At 71.7% G+C, this 16,870-nt stretch carries 15 protein-coding genes; 3 read left to right on the top strand and 12 right to left on the bottom strand.

Annotated elements, in window-relative coordinates:
* Positions 1-34 precede the first annotated feature (34 nt).
* The 4 genes from ABR738_RS26110 to ABR738_RS26095 all read right to left on the bottom strand — a co-directional run bounded on the left by ABR738_RS26110 (position 35) and on the right by ABR738_RS26095 (position 3,406).
* Entirely contained in the window at positions 35-451 is a 417-nt protein-coding gene (locus tag ABR738_RS26110; RefSeq protein ID WP_350232385.1) for a TadE/TadG family type IV pilus assembly protein, read from the bottom strand.
* Complete coding sequence (locus ABR738_RS26105) at positions 451-1,689, bottom strand: CpaE/TadZ family protein (RefSeq protein WP_350232384.1); 1,239 nt, start codon at positions 1,687-1,689, stop codon at positions 451-453. Before ABR738_RS26105 ends, ABR738_RS26110 begins: the two co-directional genes overlap by 1 nt.
* 7 nt (positions 1,690-1,696) lie before the next feature.
* Positions 1,697-2,404, bottom strand: a complete 708-nt coding sequence (gene cpaB / locus ABR738_RS26100) for a Flp pilus assembly protein CpaB (protein WP_350232383.1) — start codon at positions 2,402-2,404, stop codon at positions 1,697-1,699.
* Positions 2,405-2,479: 75 nt separating this feature from the next.
* Positions 2,480-3,406, bottom strand: a complete 927-nt coding sequence (locus ABR738_RS26095; protein ID WP_350232382.1) for a hypothetical protein — start codon at positions 3,404-3,406, stop codon at positions 2,480-2,482.
* A 493-nt stretch (positions 3,407-3,899) separates the two neighbouring features.
* Between ABR738_RS26095 and ABR738_RS26090 the strand changes: the two genes are divergently transcribed.
* The gene (locus tag ABR738_RS26090; RefSeq protein ID WP_350234747.1) at positions 3,900-5,537 is read left to right on the top strand and encodes a chitinase; all 1,638 of its coding nucleotides are present in this window, start codon (positions 3,900-3,902) and stop codon (positions 5,535-5,537) included.
* Positions 5,538-5,633: 96 nt separating this feature from the next.
* Here ABR738_RS26090 and ABR738_RS26085 read toward each other — a convergent pair whose 3' ends face one another.
* The 7 genes from ABR738_RS26085 to ABR738_RS26055 form a co-directional block, all read right to left on the bottom strand.
* Complete coding sequence (locus ABR738_RS26085; RefSeq protein ID WP_350232381.1) at positions 5,634-6,494, bottom strand: S1 family peptidase; 861 nt, start codon at positions 6,492-6,494, stop codon at positions 5,634-5,636.
* Positions 6,495-6,908: 414 nt separating this feature from the next.
* Positions 6,909-7,832: a hypothetical protein gene (locus ABR738_RS26080; protein ID WP_350232380.1), complete on the bottom strand. Its 924-nt coding sequence runs from the start codon at positions 7,830-7,832 to the stop codon at positions 6,909-6,911.
* A gap of 735 nt (positions 7,833-8,567) precedes the next feature.
* The gene (locus ABR738_RS26075; protein WP_350232379.1) at positions 8,568-8,771 is read right to left on the bottom strand and encodes a hypothetical protein; all 204 of its coding nucleotides are present in this window, start codon (positions 8,769-8,771) and stop codon (positions 8,568-8,570) included.
* Positions 8,772-8,998: 227 nt separating this feature from the next.
* Positions 8,999-10,519, bottom strand: a complete 1,521-nt coding sequence (locus tag ABR738_RS26070; protein ID WP_350232378.1) for a GntP family permease — start codon at positions 10,517-10,519, stop codon at positions 8,999-9,001.
* 132 nt (positions 10,520-10,651) lie between these two features.
* Positions 10,652-11,065, bottom strand: a complete 414-nt coding sequence (locus ABR738_RS26065) for a RidA family protein (RefSeq protein WP_350232377.1) — start codon at positions 11,063-11,065, stop codon at positions 10,652-10,654.
* Positions 11,066-11,074: 9 nt separating this feature from the next.
* On the bottom strand, positions 11,075-11,890 hold the full coding sequence (locus ABR738_RS26060; RefSeq protein ID WP_350232376.1) for an IclR family transcriptional regulator: 816 nt from the start codon (positions 11,888-11,890) through the stop codon (positions 11,075-11,077).
* The gene (locus ABR738_RS26055) at positions 11,887-12,981 is read right to left on the bottom strand and encodes a sugar kinase (RefSeq protein WP_350232375.1); all 1,095 of its coding nucleotides are present in this window, start codon (positions 12,979-12,981) and stop codon (positions 11,887-11,889) included. The genes ABR738_RS26060 and ABR738_RS26055 overlap by 4 nt, the downstream gene beginning before the upstream one ends.
* Positions 12,982-13,124: 143 nt before the next feature.
* On the opposite strand from ABR738_RS26055, the gene ABR738_RS26050 reads away from it, so the two are divergent.
* Positions 13,125-14,444, top strand: coding sequence for a type III PLP-dependent enzyme domain-containing protein (locus ABR738_RS26050; protein WP_502964244.1), 1,320 nt, complete (start codon positions 13,125-13,127; stop codon positions 14,442-14,444).
* 401 nt (positions 14,445-14,845) lie between these two features.
* The gene (locus ABR738_RS26045) at positions 14,846-16,483 is read left to right on the top strand and encodes an N-acyl-D-amino-acid deacylase family protein (protein WP_350232374.1); all 1,638 of its coding nucleotides are present in this window, start codon (positions 14,846-14,848) and stop codon (positions 16,481-16,483) included.
* On the opposite strand, the gene ABR738_RS26040 is transcribed toward ABR738_RS26045, so the two are convergent.
* Positions 16,416-16,757 carry an alkyl sulfatase dimerization domain-containing protein gene (locus ABR738_RS26040; protein ID WP_350232373.1) on the bottom strand — a complete coding sequence of 114 codons (342 nt, stop codon included), beginning with the start codon at positions 16,755-16,757 and terminating at the stop codon, positions 16,416-16,418. The two genes, ABR738_RS26045 and ABR738_RS26040, sit on opposite strands and share 68 nt — an antisense overlap.
* Positions 16,758-16,870 lie beyond the last annotated feature (113 nt).

The raw sequence follows: 16,870 nt of genomic DNA, 5'->3' as shown, positions 1-16,870 counted from the left end.
CGGCGCGCGTTGGGTGGGTGCGGACGCGCACGGCTCAGCGCTCCTTCACATGGGCGGCGGTGCCGTCGACGGGAAATCCGTTGAGGACGCCCGGGATGAGGACGGGGATCCTCAGGGTGACGGTGGCCCGGTACATGCCGGTCCCTTCGTCGTGGCAGTCGGGGGCGCCGTCGAAGGACGAGGGCAGCTCGCGCAGGGCCGCCGTCCGGCACGCGCCGTCCGCGTCGCCCGTCGACGCCGCCCCGGCCCGCGCCCCCTCGTCCGCTGCGTTGCCCGCCAGCACGAAGGTGTAGCCGACCAGGGCGCACTGCCACAGCGCGACGAGCAGCAGCAGGATCAGCGGAAGCACGCCGACGAACTCGATGAGGGTCTGTCCCGAATCCCGCTCGTCCGCACGGACCGGTAACCGCCGCGCAGGGCCCGCCCTCCACGCCTGCCTCGCGGGACGCATCAGCCGCCCCTGCGCCGCAGGACGAGCCCGGCACCGCGCGAGGCCCGCGCCTTGGCCCTGCTCTCGGGAGCCTTGAGCAGCCCGAGCTCTCCGGCCAGCTCCCACAGGGCCTGTCTGACCGTGCTCCTGTGGTCGAGGTCGTGCAGGCGGCCCGCGTCGACGGCGGACTGCAACTCCTTGAAGTGGGCCGGCACGGCGGTCTGGGCGACCTTGGTGCCGGTGATCTTCTGGACGATCGGGGGCTGGATCTCGGTGGTACGGGTGTGCCGGTTGACCACGGTGGTGGTCTCCTCGGCCTTGCGGATCTGGAGCCGGTCCCACATCCGTACGGTGCGTTTGGCGCCCCGCACCGACACGACGTCGGGGGTGGTGACCAGGAGTGCCACATCGGCCATCTCCACCACGGCCGCGTTCGCCGCGGTCAGCTGGCTGCCGCAGTCCACGATGACGGCTTCGTACCGGGTACGCAGCGCGCCGGTGATCTGGCGGGCGGCCCGCTCGGTGACGTCCTCGCCGCGCTCCCCCTCGCCCGGGGCGAGCAGCAGCGCGAGCCCGCTCTCGTGGTTGAAGACGGCGTCGGCCAGGACGCGGGGCGAGATGTCGGTGATCGCGGCGAGGTCGGCGATGGAGCGCCGGAAGTGGACATCGAGGTAGGAGGCGACGTCACCGGCCTGGAGGTCCATGTCGACCAGGACGGTGGCGCGGCCCGACGCCCGCGCCGCGAGGGCGAGTTGGACGGCGACCAGGGTGGTCCCGACGCCGCCCTTGGCCCCCGTGACGGTGGTGACGGTACCGCCGGGGCCGCTGAACACGTCGAGGTTCGCGCCGAGGTGGCGGCGTACGCCGGCGGACCACTGGGCCGCCGCCTGGACGCGTGCGGCGAGTTCTTCGTAGGACAGCGGCAGCGCGATCAGGCCGCGCGCCCCGCAGTCCATGGCGGCCGAGAAGACGGCGGGCCCCGCGTCGGATGAGATCAGGACGACGCCGACCGCGGGAAACCGCAGAGCGATTTCACGGACCAGTTCCAGGGCCGGGAGCGGTCCGATGCGTTCATGGACGAGGATGACCTCGGGGAGTTCGTCCAGGGACTCCCCCGCCAGCCTGGCCAGGGTGTCGAGCAGCTGCGTGGAGTCGCTGACGGGCATCGACGGTTCGGCGTCGGGGAGCTGGCTGAGCAGGGTGGTGACGGATCGGGCGGCCTCGGCATCGGCGACGGCCGGCAGGATACGAGTGGTCATCCGCGCCTCACTGGTCCTTTTCGAGCCGGTACGTACGGTCACCGGGCGGGATCGCGCTGTCGCCGTTGCCGCGGCCGACGAGCGCGAGGCGGACATGGGTGGCGAACGACTCGGCGTAGGCGACCCGCTGGGCGTCCAGGGTGCTGAGGGCGAAGGTGATGGGAACGGCTTGGGTCGCCTGGTTCTTGTCGGAGGAGTTGGGGCTGAGCGACTGGACCGCGCCCACTTGGATGACCCGGGCGTTCGCCACGATGAGTTTGGACTCGGCGGTGTCGCCCTGTTTCGTGGCGGCGAACGTGGCGAAGATGTTGACGCTGTCGTTTCCGTTGATCTTTCCGGCGACACCGGTCGACGCGTCGATCATGATGGCGATCTCCTGTTCACCGGGCTTGAGTTGGGGCCGGTCGGTGAACATGCCGTCCTGGAGCAGCGATCCCTTGGTGAGGTGGGTGGCGGCCATCTTGCCCACGACGTCGGAGAGGTCGGTCACCGCGCCCCGGGAGAGCCAGCGCTTGGGCATGCTCGTCTTCTCGAACTGGGCGGCCCTCAGGGGCGCGTAGGCGTCTATGTCGTCCTTGAGTCTGTACGCCGTCACCTCGGGTCCCACCTTGGAGTCCACGTCGCTGATCACCGCGAGCACCCCGGCGAAGGCGCCGAGGGCGCACAGGACCGAGAGGAGAAGAAGGATGATGCCGCGGCGCTGGCGGGAGTTCATTGACCGTACGACCTCGTTCGCTGACGTGGGGCAGAGCGGGCAAGTGGCGGGCTGCTGGCGCTGGGTGGGTGGGGGTCAGGGGCCCGGCGAGATGGCGCGGCGGCGTTCGGCCCGGGTGAGAGGGCGGGCCCGGTGGGCGGGGGTGGGGGCGAGCTCGGCGCCGTCGGGGGCGGTGTGCCGGTCCTCGGCCGGCTGGGGTGAGGAGCAGAATCCGCAGCGGTCGCCGATCAGCTCCATGGCGCACCAGCGGCACTGTTCGCGCCGTACGGAGGAGACGAGTTGGTAGAGCACCGAGAGGTCCGGCAGGTGGGCCACGAACTCGGTCAGTTTGCCGGTGCCCCACCATGTGGCCGAATCCGCGGGCGGCGCCGTTTCCTGTACGGCGCCCACGCGCCAGGCCGGGGCGAGCGTGGTGGTGACCCAGTCGGCGCCGACGGCGCCCCTGGCCACCAGCAGCTGAGAGGCGAAGTCGGGTCCGGTGAGGGCGGCCGCAGGGCCGACCTTGACCAGCTGGGGCCGGGGGTTGGCCAGCACGGCGAACTGACTGCCGGGCACCCAGGATCTGGCATGCGCGGTGAGGCCGACCGGGATCCGGTCGACATGGGTCACCGAGTTCAGGACGGCGCCCGCGTAGATGTAGTGGGAGAGCAACCGGGCCGCCGACGCGATCACGCCGGGGCTGAAGTCGCAGACCGACAGCTGCCTCAACTGCCGCACCAGGACGGCGAGCCCCAGAGGCGGCAGGCCGGATTTGATCAGGGCGATCCGGTCGGTCTCCAGCAGCGACCGCACGGTGTGCAGCCGGTGTTCATGGGCAGCGCAGAGGGAGGCCGGATACAGGGCGATGACGTATCCGTGCTGCTCCACGAGTCGGTGCGTGTCGGCGAGCGCCGCGTCGAGGGGCTGGGCGCCGGGTGACTGGAGCAGCGCCGCGAGCGGCGTCCCCGGGTCGGTCGGCGCCAGCACCAGATCGGGGCTGGTGACGGCTATCGCGGTCGGCACGTCGCGGGCCCCCGTTCACTGATCGCGGTCGCCACCGGGTGGCCCCCGTCTCCTGGCCGCGCGAGCCCGGGCGAGCCCTCACGACCGCAACTGATCACTGCGATTCCCACCTGCATCAGCACTTTATCCACGACCTACCGGCGGGAGAACCGTCTTCCCCTTTCCTGTGTGCTCCGGCGGCCGACTTTGGGGCCGGTGGGGCGGGAGATACGCGCGAAGTCGGCCAAGTCCCGGCCGGAAGTCACCCTTTGGCTCCTCCGCCGCCACGGCTGGGCCACCGGCGGCGGGCTTCCGCTTTCCCGCCCCCCGGCCCTCCCCACCCCCTTGACAACCCAATTGGTCTGGACCATCTTGTGCGACCAGGACGCCCGCCCCCACTTCTCGGACGCGTCCCGCTTTCCCGTCCTCCCCACTCCCCTCCCGGAGGCAGTAAGTGAACCGCGCGAGACATGCAAGGCTCGCTCTGGCCGTGGTCGCGGCCGGGGCTCTGTCCATGGCCGGGCTCTCCGGCACCGCTCAGGCGGCCGACGTCAACAATGTGAGGAACGCCGGATTCGAGGCGGGTCTCGGTGGCTGGAGCTGTTCGGCCGGCAGCGGCGCCACCGTCTCCTCGCCCGTGCACGCCGGGACCGCCGCCCTCAAGGCCACGCCCTCGGGCTCGGACACCGCCCAGTGCGCGCAGACCGTCGCCGTCCAGCCCAACTCGACGTACACGCTGAGCGCCTGGGTCCAGGGCAGTTACGTCTACCTCGGCGCCACCGGCACCGGCACATCCGACGTCTCCACCTGGACGCCCGGCACCGGCTCCGGGTACGGGCAGCTGACCACCACGTTCAAGACCGGCGCCGCCACCACCTCGGTGCAGATCTACACCCACGGCTGGTACGGGCAGCCCGCCTACTACGCCGACGACATATCCGTGTACGGGCCCGACGGCGGCGGTGGCGGCGACCCGGCGCCCACGGTCCCGGCCGCGCCCGGCGGCCTCGCGGTCGGCTCGGTCACCTCCTCGTCGGTGAACCTGTCGTGGGGCGCGGTGTCCGGCGCGAGCGGATACAACGTCTACCAGGGCGGCGCCAAGGTGCAGTCCGTGACGGGCAGTTCGGCGACCGTGACCAATCTGAGCGCCTCCACCTCCTACCAGTTCCAGGTGAGTGCGACCAACGCCGCGGGCGAGTCCCCCAAGTCGGCCGCCGTCACCGCCACGACCTCGGCGTCGGGCGGCACTCCGCCCGGCGGCGGCGCCGTACCCAAGCACGCGGTGACCGGCTACTGGCAGAACTTCAACAACGGCGCCACCGTGCAGAAGCTCAGCGACGTGCCGGCGAACTACGACATCATCGCCGTCGCCTTCGCGGACGCCACCAGCACACCGGGCGCGGTCAGCTTCACGCTCGACTCGGCCGGACTCGGCGGCTACAGCGTCGACCAGTTCAAGGCCGACATCGCCGCCAAGCACGCCGCCGGCAAGTCCGTCGTCATCTCCATCGGCGGCCAGAACGGCACGATCTCCGTGGGCGACTCCACCTCGGCGAACAACTTCGCCAATTCCGTCTACGCGCTGATGCAGACGTACGGCTTCGACGGTGTCGACATCGATCTGGAGAACGGGCTCAACTCCACCTACATGACACAGGCGTTGAAGGCGATCGCGGCGAAGGGCGGCGCGAAGACCGTCATCACGATGGCCCCGCAGACCATCGACATGCAGTCCCCCTCGAACGAGTACTTCAAGACGGCGCTCAACATCAAGGACATCCTGACCGTCGTCAACATGCAGTACTACAACAGCGGTTCGATGAACGGATGCGACGGCAACGTCTACTCCCAGGGCACGGTCGACTTCCTGACCGCGCTCGCCTGCATCCAGCTCCAGGGCGGGCTCGACCCCTCCCAGGTCGGTCTCGGCGTTCCGGCCTCCACGTCCGGCGCGGGCAGCGGCTATGTGTCGCCGTCCGTGGTGAACGCGGCCCTCGACTGCCTGACCAAGGGCACCAGCTGCGGCACCTTCCACCCGGCCAAGACCTACCCGTCCCTGCGCGGCGCGATGACCTGGTCCACCAACTGGGACGCCACCTCGGGCAACGCCTGGTCCAACGCGGTCGGGCCGCACGTCCACGCCCTGCCGTAACCACCACAACCACCACCGCACACGTCGGCGGCGCCCCCCTGTGCCTGGGGGGGCGCCGCTTCACGTGCCGTGCTCAGTGGGGCCGTGCCCCGGGGGTCAGGGCTTGGGCAGGGCGCAGCCCGCGCGGCTCAGGTCGATCACGCTGCCCGCGCCTATGCAGGGGACGATGAGGTACGTCTCCTCGGCGTAGTTGATGCCCTGGCGGACGGTGACGTTGCCGTTCTCGTCGACCTCGCACGGGTTGTTCTCCGTGCAGCGCTCGCCGTCCTCGTTGCCGGTGTTGTTGACGGCGACGACCTTGCCGGTCGCCGTGTCGATCACCGGGGAGCCCGAGGTGCCGCCGATGGTGTTGCAGGACGAGGTGTAGCGGACCGAGTCCTTCCAGGTCCAGTCGCCCTCCTTGAGGCGGTAGACGAACCCGTCCACATTGCAGCTGTAGGTGCGCTTCCAGTACCCGGAGACGACCTTGATGGCCGTGCCCTGGACCGGGTGGGTGTCATTGAGGGTGAGCGCGCTGATCCCGTAGCTGCTCTGGATCTTGGCGTAGGACGTATTGAGCTGGTAGATCGAGATGTCCGTGTCGGTCATCGTGGCGTACGAGACCTTGGTGGCGCGCAGCGTGGCGACCTTGGAGCCCGAGGCGTTCAGGAGTGAGAACGAGCGGGACGACGGCTGGTCGGTGATGACCTCTCCGGCGCCGGGGAACCCGGTTTCCAGGCAGTGGCCGTTGGAGAGCACGAGCGCGGGGTCGCTCGGCTGCGAGCTGGGCGTACGGACCACGGAGCCGGAGCAGTTGCTCAGCGCCACCGTCCCGGCGAAGGTGACCGCCTTGGTGGCGGGCCTGGCTGGGGCGGCCTTCCCGCCGGAGGTTTGCGCGGCGACGGCGGGCGCCGCGCCCGCGGCCGCGAGCAGCAGGGCACTGACGGCGCCGAGTGCGCCGACGAAGGACTTCTTCATGTGGGGGTTCCCTTTGTGGGGGTGCGCGGATGATGAAGGAGTGCTGTTTTGTCATGTGCATTGTTGGGTGTTCGCTCTCAACGGGCAAGTGGACGTGATGATTTGGGCGGGACCGCTCCGCGAGGCGGACCGGGTTTCGAATGGCGAGGCCGCAGGCTGCCGGGCTCCGGGCACGCCGACGTCACCGGGGGCCGCGGGCCGTCCCCCGGTGACGGGGTGTTCAGGATGTGACCGTCACAGACGGGGTGTTCAGGATGTGACCCTCACAGACGGGGTGTTCAGGATGTGACCCTCACAGACGGGGGGTCAGGATGTGGCCCTCACAGACGGGGGTCAGTGTGTGTGGCCCTCGTACTCCGGGACGGCGCCGGGCGCCCTGGCCATGGGATGGCGTGGGGCGCCCGCCGCAGCGGGTCACGGCGTCCCGTGGGCGCCACTCGCACAGGGGCTGCCGGCGCCGAAGGTCCCGCCGGCCCCTCCGGCACCGCCGTGGAAGAGCAAGCCACCGGTGGCGTTGCCGCCGGCGCCGCCGATACCGCAGGCGCCGTCGGCGCCGGCGCCCGACTTGGCGCCGCCGTTGCCGCCGTTGCCGCCGTGGCCGCCCGAGTTGGCGATGCCTCCCAAGGACAGGCCACCGGCGCCGCCGATACCCGCGGCGCCGCCCGGGTAGGCCCCGCCGGAGCTGCCGTCGCCGCCGCTGCCCGCCTTGCCGCCGGCGCCGCCGTTGCCTGAGGCGTTGACACCGCCGGCCCCGCCGTTGCCGCCCGCGCCACCGCCGTGGCCCGTGCCGCCCTTGCCCGCGTCGCCGCCCGCACCACCGTTGGATCCTCCGGCGCCGCCGATGCCGCCGCGACCGCCCGCGCCCGCGGAGGCGCCGGAGTTGCCGCCGGTCCCGCCGATGCCACCCGTACCGGCGTGGGTGCCGGGGCCACCCGCACCGCCCGCGCCCCCGGCGCCGGTGAGACCACCGGACGCGCCGGTGCCGCCGTTGCCGCCCCCGCCGCCGTTGGGGCCTGCGGCGCCGCCGACGCCGCCGGCGCCACCGGAACCGCTGCCGAGACCGATGCCGCCGTTGCCGCCCACACCGCCGGCCCCGCCGAGGATCCCGTTGCCGCCGGGACCCCCCGCGCCGCCGGCGCAGTCGCCGGTTCCGGTCGCGGGGCCACCCGCGGTGCCGGGGAAACCGCTGGGGTGGGCGGAGGTGCCGTTGGCACCTGCTACGCCGGCGGTGCCGGCGGTACAGGCGAGGGGGGAGGCGCCGGCCGATGAGCCGAGGAGAAGTGCGCTGCTGAAAAGAGCGGGGAGGGCGAGGAGGGCGAGGGTCTGGTTCCTGTTCATGACGTTTCCTCTGGCTCGGGTGAAACGGGGCGGGGATGGGGACGCTGAAGCGAGCGACGCGGAACAGAGAAGGGCCTACTCCTGCCCCGGCTTTTCCCTGCCGCACGCCGTCGGAGGTTCGGCGAATCCCCGGCTACTTCCATAGAACGCGCAGTACGCCGTATGCGTATCAAAACGGGGGGCTTAATTTGTCCCGCCATTTATCCCCGGAAGGCAGTCCTCCACCCGCCGTACGGAAATTCACCCGGCAGTCGGACGTCGGGGTGCGGCCCCATCCTTCAACGCGAAGAATCGACGATGGGACGGATTTTATCGAGCGGTCGAGCCACCCGCCCTGACCTGGCCAATTCACCAGTTTGCGGGATCGCGTGGAATTTTCCTGCCCCTCGGCGCCCCCGGTCCGCGAGTGCGCCGGTGCAGCGCCGGAGTTCGCGGAGCCGGACCGGGCACGCCCATTACGTCGACCGGGCACCCTATTGTCGTTTGGACCAGGGTTGCCCCATGTGGCAATTTTCGACATTTTCAGGCCCCGGTGTTCGAATGGGGGAAGCCCGTCGACCGCTGGGCGCCAAGATTTTATGCGCCGAGAAGCCGAGAAAGGGAGACGCCAATTGGTCACCCCTGATGGTGCTCACGCAACCGCCCCGCGGCGCATGGGGATTCGCGCGGCGGGGTGCGCTCATGGGGCGTCGGGCAAATCGTGCCCTCGGCGCCTGGGAGCGGCTGTCGGAATCGTCAGGATGCCGGGAGAGCCGGGGCGGCGGGCACCTTGCGACCTGCTGCGGCGGCCGCGCCCTTGAGGGCGGTGGCAGCCGCGTCGTCGGCCGTCTTCTGAGCCTTCAGCGCCTCAGCCGCGGTGGCCTCAGCGACGGCGGGGTTCGCGGCGATGACCAGGGCGGCCGCCATGCCGGGGGCGGCAGCTGTGCGACGAAGCTTCATGGGTCGACTTCCCTGTACCTGAGGGGGAGAGCCCGGACGGGGCGCCACCAGAACCGGAGCCCCGACGAACGGGCCGACAGCCACGCGGAGGTGACACGAGACGTGCCGCCCAAGACGCGGCAAGCCACGGCTGGCCTCCTCCCGGAGCGGACCACGCCCCACCCCGCCCCCAGCCTCGCGCATGCCGAACGAGCCCTGGGCCCATCCGCGTACGGGCGGCCACCCGGCTAGATCAACAGGCTGAGCAACGCCGCCACCGCGAAACCCGCGACCGACAGAACCGATTCCAGGACCGTCCAGGACTTCAGGGTGTCGCGTTCGGAGATGCCGAAGTACTTGGCCACCATCCAGAAGCCGCCGTCGTTGACGTGCGAGGCGAAGATCGAGCCCGCCGAGATCGCCATGATGATCAGGGCCAGATGGGCCTGGGAGTATCCCGAGCCCTCCACCAGGGGGACCACGATGCCGGCCGTGGTGACGATCGCGACCGTCGCCGAGCCCTGGGCCACGCGCAGGACGACCGAGATCAGCCAGGCGAGCAGGATCACCGGAAGGCCTACGTCGTGGAAGGTGGTGGCGAGCGCGTCCGCGATGCCGGAGGCCTTGAGGACCGCGCCGAAGACGCCGCCCGCGCCGACCACCAGCAGGATGTTGCCGATCGGCTTGAGCGACGAGGTCGACACCCTCTCCAGGGACCTGCGCGACCAGCCGCGCCGGATGCCGAGCAGGTAGTAGGCGAGCAGCAGCGCGATGGTCAGGGCCACGAACGGGTGGCCGAAGAACTCCAGGACCGAGCGGAGCGTGGAGGGGTCGAGGGCGACCGAGGAGAAGGTGGCGGCCAGGATCAGGGCGAGCGGGGTGCCGATGATGGCGAGGACCGCGCCGAGCGGCACCGGGTCCTCCCGCGGGGTGACCCCGGACGCCGCCTGTTCGGCGGCGACGGCGGCCTTCGCCTCCTCGGCGGCCTCGACCATGTCCTGGGGCACCGCGACGAAGACGCGCCTGCCGATCCAGGCGGCGTACCCCCAGGCGGCGAGCACGGCGGGGACGCCGACGACGGCGCCCATCAGGATGACCCAGCCGAGCGAGACGTGGAACAGGCCGGCCGCGGCGACCGGGCCCGGGTGCGGCGGCAGGAAGGCGTGGGTCATGGACAGACCCGCGAGCAGCGGCATGCAGTACAGCAGGATCGACCTGCCGGTGGGGGTCCCCACGGCACCGGAGCTTGTCGGAGGCGCTTGGGGGATTTTCGCGGCCGCGTACACGATCGGCGCGAGGACGAAGATGCCGACGTCGAAGAAGACCGGGATGCCGAAGATCAGGCCGGTGAGCCCCATCGCGAGGGGGGCGCGCTTCTCCCCGAACAGGCCGAGCAGCCGGCCGCTCAACACCTCAGCGCCGCCGCTGACTTCGAGGATCGCGCCCAGCATCGTGCCGAGCCCGATGATGATCGCCACATGTCCGAGGATGCCGCCCATGCCCGATTCGACGACGGAGACGGCGGCGGACTTCTGGACCGTGCCGAACAGCTCGGTGACCGAAAGGCCCGCGCCCAGGCCGACGGCTATGGAGACCGCGAGCAGCGCCACGAAGGGCTGGAGTCTGACTCTGATGATCAGGAAGAGGAGGAGCGCGATACCGAGGACGGCGACGGTCAGCAGACCGGCGGTGCCGCCGATCAGGGGCAGGATGCCACCGGTGTGGACGGGCGGGGGTGGGGCGGCGGCCGCGACAGCTGGGAACGACATGGGTCAACTCCGTTGTGCAGCAGGGGCGTTGCGGGCAGGGAGGACCGCGGCACGGCGCCCCGGCGGTCCGGGGCGCCGCACCGTGCGGCGGGTCGAGCGGTGGGGCCAGGTGCGGCAAGGGAGTTGAGGGGATCAGGCGTCCAGGACCGCGAGGGCGTCGATCTCGATGAGGAGGCCGGGCGGCAGGCCCACGTACACCGTCGTACGAGCGGCGGCGGGGGCCTTGAGGCCCTGCTCCTCGAAGTAGTCGTTGTAGATCTCGTTCATCTCGGCGAAGTGGGCCACGTCGGTGAGGTAGACGCGCATCATCATCACGTCGTCCCAGCTCGCGCCGCCCTCCTCCAGGATCGCCTTGACATTGGCGAAGGTCTGGAGGGTCTGCTCGCGCAGGGTGGGGCCGGCCGGGGTCGGGGCCTGGCCCTCGGCCGCAGGAAGGAAACCGACCTGGCCCGCGACCTGGAGGATGTTCCCCTTCTTCACGCCGTGCGAGAACCTGGCGGGCGGGGTGGTGTGCGTGGCCGGGGTGAGCGCGGTCTTCTCGGTCATCGAACTTCCTTATACGAATGGAGTGTTGGGGGTGGGGGCAGAGCTGAGGTCGGAGCTCGGACCGGGTTCGGCGTCGGAGCCGGTGCCGGTGCCGGAGTACTCCCGGCTGATGTCCTGCGCCGTGCGGCGCACCTGCGGGAGCAGGGCGAGGAGTTCTTCGGCGGTGACCACGACGTTGGGCGCGGAGACCGACATGGCGGCGACGACGCGACCGTCCGCGCCGTGGATGGGCGCCCCGACGCAGTTGATGGACTCCTCGTGGCCGCCGAGGTCGGTGGCCCACCCCTGCTCGCGCACCGTCGCCAGTTCCTTGAGGAACGCGGCCGCGTTGGGCGTCGAACGGGGCGTGTACGAGGGGTAGTCGAGCTTGTCCGCGACGGCGCGGCGCTCGGCCTCCGGCAGGTCGGCCAGGAGCAGTTTGGCCACGGCGGCCACCGTGATGGCGACGGGCTTGCCGATGCGCGAGTACATCCGCACCGGGTAGCGGCTCTCGACCTTGTCGATGTAGAGGACTTCGCCATCCTCGTACACGGCGAGGTGGACGGTGTGGCCGATCCGCTCGTTCAGCGTGACGAGGTGGGGGTGGGCGATCTCGCGCACGTCCAGGTTCTCGACGGCTTCCTGCGCGAGGGCGAAGAGCCGGGCGCCGAGCCGGTAGCGCTGGTCCTCCTGGCGGTAGACGAGCCCGTGCTCGTGCAGGGTGCGCAGGAGCCGCAGCGCGGTGGACTTGTGCACCCCGAGCCGGTCGGCGACCTGCCCGAGGTCGGCGGGGCCCCGCGCGAGCAGCGGCAGGATGCTCAGCGCCCGGTCGACGGTCTGGCTCATGACGTACGTACCTCCTGGTCGTCCCCCGTCCACCCGGGGCCGAGACGAAGTCTCCCCCAGGCGGTGTCGTCCAGGGCCACGAGCCGGTCGGCGCGCGCCGTCCAGGAGGTGTGCCGCGGGCCGGTTCCGGGCGGGACGGCGGCCGGGCTGGGAGCGGGCGGCCGGGTGAGGTCGCCGGGCACGGTGAGCACGGCGGCGGCCATGAGGTGTCCGTGCCGGATCCGGTCGCGTACGGGCAGGCCGCGCAGGGTGGCGCTGAGGAACCCGGCGGCGAAGGCGTCGCCCGCGCCGGCGGGGGCCACCACCTCCACGCGCGGCGCCCGCTCGGCCACGTGTCCGCTCCCCCGCGCGAAGACCGTCGCACCGGCCGCGCCCTGCTTCACCACCAGCACGTCCGGTTCGGGCAGCGCCTCACGCAGGGCGGCAGGTCCGCGCATCCCCCATGCCGCCTCCGCCTCGTCCGCGCCGACGAAGACGATGTCCGCGCCCCTGGCCAGGTCGAGCAGGACCCGGGGCCCGGCCGCGTCGCGCCACAGTCCCGGCCGGTAGTTGATGTCGAAGGACACCGATGGCCGGCCGGGCCGGCGTGCCAGGAGGTCGCGCATCAGGGCGAGGCAGTCGTCGGAGAGCGCGGCGGTGATGCCCGACAGGTGCAGGACGCGGCCCGCCCACAGGTCGCGGTGGGGCACGGTGGCCGGTGACATGGCGGAGGCCGCGGACCCGGCGCGGTAGTACAGGACCTCGTGGCCGTCGGCGGTGCGGTCGTCGGCGGTGCGGAAGTAGATGCCGGTGGGCCGGTGCGGGTCGCGGCGCACCGCGCGCACGTCGACACCGTAGCCGCCGATGGTCTCCACCAGATGGTCGCCGAAGCCGTCCGCGCCGACCCGGCTGACCCAGCGGGTGCTGTGCCCGGCGGCGGCCAGCGCGCAGGCCACATTGGACTCGGCACCGCCGATCGTCCGCTCGAAGGCGGGCACGTCGGCGAGGCGGCCCGGCCGGAGGGGAAGAAAGGTGACCATGGACTCCCCGAGGCAGACGACATCGACGGCGGCGTCGACGGCGTCCGCCTCGGCTGGGGGTCCCTGGGTCACTGCCGGCTCCTCACTGCTGGACGGCCGGTCCGGTCATTGACCCGGCGCTGGCCCGGATGTTAGACAGCACCAAGCGATATGCGCAATGGGTGTTGCAAATACTGCAACGCCCCTCCGAGGAGGGTGAGGTTTCCGTGGCAGCCATCCACCGCGACGACAAGCGCGACAACCAGCGCGAGGAGGGGCCCGAGGACAAGCTGGCGGAGCTGGGCGCCGAGCGCGTCGACCACCGCTTCAAGGGGCTGCCGCCGGACGCGGAGGGGCTGACCGTCGCCGAACTCGCCGCGCAGCGCCGCTCCCTGTTCACCGGCGGCTTCACCACGCCGGTCCTGACGCTGTCGGCGGAAGCGCTCGACCACAATCTCGGCCTCCTGGAAACGTACGCGCGGCGCCACGGTCTGGCGTTCGCGCCGCACGGCAAGACCTCGATGGCGCCCCAGCTCTTCGCCCGCCAGGTGGAGCGCGGCGCCTGGGGGATCACCCTGGCGGTGCCCCACCAGGTGCGCGTGGCACGGGCGTTCGGCACCGAGCGGATCTTCCTCGCGAACGAGCTGGTGGACGCGGCGGCGCTGCGCTGGATCGCCGGGGAGCTGGAGCGCGACCCGGCTTTCCGCTTCATCTGCTACGTCGATTCCGTACGCGGCGTCGAACTCATGGACCAGGCGCTGCGGGGCGCGTGCGCGCGGCGGGTGGACGTGGTGGTGGAGCTCGCCGCGGGCGAGGGCGCGCGGACCGGGGTGCGCACGGAGGCCGAGTGCGCGCGGGTCGCCGACGCGGTGGCCGGCACGGGCACGCTGCGGCTCGTGGGGGTCGCCGGGTACGAGGGCGAGGTGCCGGGCGCCGATCCCGAGCGGGTACGGGACTATCTCGGCCGGCTCGTCTCGCTGGCGGCCGGTTTCGACGCGGCGGGGCGGTTCGCGGGGCTCGGCGTGGACGAGATCGTGCTCAGCGCGGGCGGCTCCGCGTGGTTCGACGTGGTCGCGGACGTCTTCACGTCCGTGCCCCAACTCTCGCTTCCCGTGCTGAAGTTGCTGCGCTCCGGTGCGTACGTCTCGCACGACGACGGGCACTACCGCAAGCTCACGCCCTTCAACCGGGTGCCGGCCGAGGGGGCCCTGCGGCCCGCGTTCCTGCTGTGGGCCCAGGTCGTCTCCCGGCCCTCCCCCGAGCAGGCCTTCGTCAACGCGGGGAAGCGGGACGCGGCGTACGACCTGGATCTGCCGGTGGTGCGGGTGGTGCGGGACGCGGTGAGCGGGGTGGTGCGGGACGGGTCGGGGATCTCGGTTACGGGGCTCTCCGATCAGCACGGGTGGCTTCGCACGGAGGCGGGGGTTTCGCTGTCCGTCGGGGACTGGGTGGGGATGGGGCTTTCGCATCCGTGCACGGTGTTCGACAAGTGGGGCCTCATTCCCGTGGCCGGGGAGGACGGGGTGGTAGCGGATTACATCCGCACGCTGTTCTGACCCGGGATGCGAGCAACCCCTGGGGCTCCGCCCCAGCCCCCGGTTTCCGGCCCCTCCCCGCCCCTTCCCCAAACCCTCCGGGGGCGAAAAACCTTGGGGCTCCGTCCCAGACCCCGTTCGGCCTGAACGGCCTCGTCCTCAATCTCCCCCAAGGCCTCAAGGGCCAGGGGGGACCCCCATGACAGGCTGAAGATGCCGATGCGGGGACAGCACCGGATGCCCAGGGGCGATGGGAGCTGCGCGAGAAGCGAGCACGGTCCGCACCCGAAAACGAACGGGGTTTTCAAGGGGCGCGGGGAACTGCGCACCAGCCACGCGCGGCCCGCAGCCGGAGGGACCCCCGGCGGGTCTCGGGAAGGGGCGGGGTGGGGGACAAGACACCGTAGACACGAGAGGCACCCATGGACCTGGTCATCCGCGACGCCCGCGTCATCGACGGGACCGCCGCCCCCTCCTACCCCGCCGACCTCCGCATCACCGACGGCCGGATCGCCGAGATCAGGAAGCCGGGCGAGCCCCCGCTCACCGCCCCCCGCACCCGCACCCGCACCCGCACCCGCACCCGCACCCGCACGCTCGACGCCCACGGCCTCACCCTCTGCCCCGGGTTCATCGACATGCACGCCCACTCCGACCTCGCCCTGTTGCGCGACCCGGACCACAGTGCGAAGGCCGCCCAGGGGGTCACCCTTGAGGTGCTGGGCCAGGACGGGCTCTCGTACGCGCCCGTCGACGACCGCACCCTCGGCGAGGTCCGCCGGGCCATCACCGGGTGGAACGGCGACGGAAGCGACATCGACTTCGACTGGCGCACCGTCGGCGAATACCTCGACCGCCTCGACCGGGGCATCGCGGTCAACGCCGCCTACCTCGTCCCTCAGGGCGCCGTACGGATGCTCGCCGTCGGCTGGGACGACCGGCCCGCCACACCTCAACAGATGGATCACATGCGGCAGTTGGTGGCGGACGGTCTTGAACAGGGCGCGGTCGGCATGTCCTCGGGGCTCACCTACACCCCCGGCATGTACGCCGGTGACGCCGAACTCACCGAACTCTGCCGCATCGTGGCCGGCTACGACGGCTACTACTGCCCCCACCACCGTTCCTACGGCGCCGGCGCCCTCGCCGCGTACGAGGAGATGATCCGGCTCACCCAGGACGCGGGATGCGCCCTCCACCTCGCTCACGCCACGATGAACTTCGGCGTGAACGAGGGCCGCGCACCCGACCTGCTCGCTTTGCTGGACGACGCGCTCGCGCGAGGTGGCGACATCTCGCTCGACACCTATCCGTACACCCCGGGATGCACAACTCTCGTCGCCCTGCTGCCCAGTTGGGCGAGTGAGGGCGGCCCCGAAGCCATCCTCGCCCGGCTGCGCGACGACGACACCGCCGAACGCGTCCGCCACCACATGGAGGTCATCGGCGCGGACGGCTGCCACGGCGTGCCCATCGACTGGGACACCATCGAGATCTCGGGCGTGAGCCACCCCGCGCTCGCCGGATACGTAGGCCAGAGCGTCGCCCGGGCCGCCGCGCGGCGGGGCGAGACGCCCTGGGCCACCGCGCGCCGGCTGCTCATCGAGGACGAGCTCGGACCCACCATCCTTCAGCACGTCGGCCACGAGGAGAACGTGCGGGCCATCATGCGCCACCGGGTGCACACCGGAGGCAGCGACGGCATCCTCCAGGGCGACAAGCCGCACCCCCGCGCCTATGGCACCTTCCCGCACTATCTCGGGCACTACGCACGGGAGTTGGGCATCCTCACCCTTGAGGAGACCGTCGCCCGTCTCACCGCGCGCCCGGCCGCCCGTCTGCGCCTGCCCGACCGCGGCCTGGTGCGCGAGGGCTACCGCGCCGACCTCGTCCTGTTCGACCCGGACACCGTCGCGGCGGGCGCCACCTTCGCCGCCCCCCGCACGCTGCCCGTCGGCATCCCGTACGTCCTGATCGACGGAAAGTTCGTCATCAAGGACGGCAGGCGGACCGATGTGCTCGCGGGCCGCTCGGTGCGGCGGACGCCCGGGGCGCGCTGAGCGGGTCCGTCGCCAGTTCGCGCGCCGCCGTGAGGTAGACCGTGCGCAGCGGGCCGTAGTCGGCCGCGTAGGCGAGCTGGGTGAGGGCCAGCGCCTGGAGCGCCTTCGCGCTGCGCAGCGCGGCGACGGGCACGGCGGACCCGACCACCTGGTCGAGCAGGTCGATCACCTTGTCGTAGTGGGGCGCGGGCGCGTCGTACTCCCGCTGGGCGGCGGCCAGCAGGCCCCGCCAGCGCGGCCGCCCACGGGACCGCTCGGGCACGGTCGTGTCCACTGCCTGCCTCCTGTCGCCTACGGTCTGGCACGACGGACGTTCCGGCGCGTACCGGACGTTAGGAACAGCCCCGCGCCCGGCACAACACCACCGAGGGGCGGGTGGCTCAATCC

Origin of the sequence: Streptomyces sp. Edi4 (genome assembly GCF_040253615.1) — a bacterium.
Lineage (GTDB): Bacteria > Actinomycetota > Actinomycetes > Streptomycetales > Streptomycetaceae > Streptomyces.
Note: the sequence above shows the minus strand (reverse complement) of the source record. Positions and strands in the feature narration are given on the sequence as shown.

Coding starts and splice junctions, on each gene's coding strand:
- ABR738_RS26045 (WP_350232374.1), top strand. CDS start 14,846: ATGGACCTGGTCATCCGCGACGCCCGCGTCATCGACGGGACCGCCGCC.
- ABR738_RS26070 (WP_350232378.1), bottom strand. CDS start 10,519: ATGTCGTTCCCAGCTGTCGCGGCCGCCGCCCCACCCCCGCCCGTCCAC.
- ABR738_RS26080 (WP_350232380.1), bottom strand. CDS start 7,832: ATGAACAGGAACCAGACCCTCGCCCTCCTCGCCCTCCCCGCTCTTTTC.
- ABR738_RS26060 (WP_350232376.1), bottom strand. CDS start 11,890: ATGAGCCAGACCGTCGACCGGGCGCTGAGCATCCTGCCGCTGCTCGCG.
- cpaB (WP_350232383.1), bottom strand. CDS start 2,404: ATGAACTCCCGCCAGCGCCGCGGCATCATCCTTCTTCTCCTCTCGGTC.
- ABR738_RS26065 (WP_350232377.1), bottom strand. CDS start 11,065: ATGACCGAGAAGACCGCGCTCACCCCGGCCACGCACACCACCCCGCCC.
- ABR738_RS26090 (WP_350234747.1), top strand. CDS start 3,900: ATGGCCGGGCTCTCCGGCACCGCTCAGGCGGCCGACGTCAACAATGTG.
- ABR738_RS26085 (WP_350232381.1), bottom strand. CDS start 6,494: ATGAAGAAGTCCTTCGTCGGCGCACTCGGCGCCGTCAGTGCCCTGCTG.
- ABR738_RS26110 (WP_350232385.1), bottom strand. CDS start 451: ATGCGTCCCGCGAGGCAGGCGTGGAGGGCGGGCCCTGCGCGGCGGTTA.
- ABR738_RS26075 (WP_350232379.1), bottom strand. CDS start 8,771: ATGAAGCTTCGTCGCACAGCTGCCGCCCCCGGCATGGCGGCCGCCCTG.
- ABR738_RS26105 (WP_350232384.1), bottom strand. CDS start 1,689: ATGACCACTCGTATCCTGCCGGCCGTCGCCGATGCCGAGGCCGCCCGA.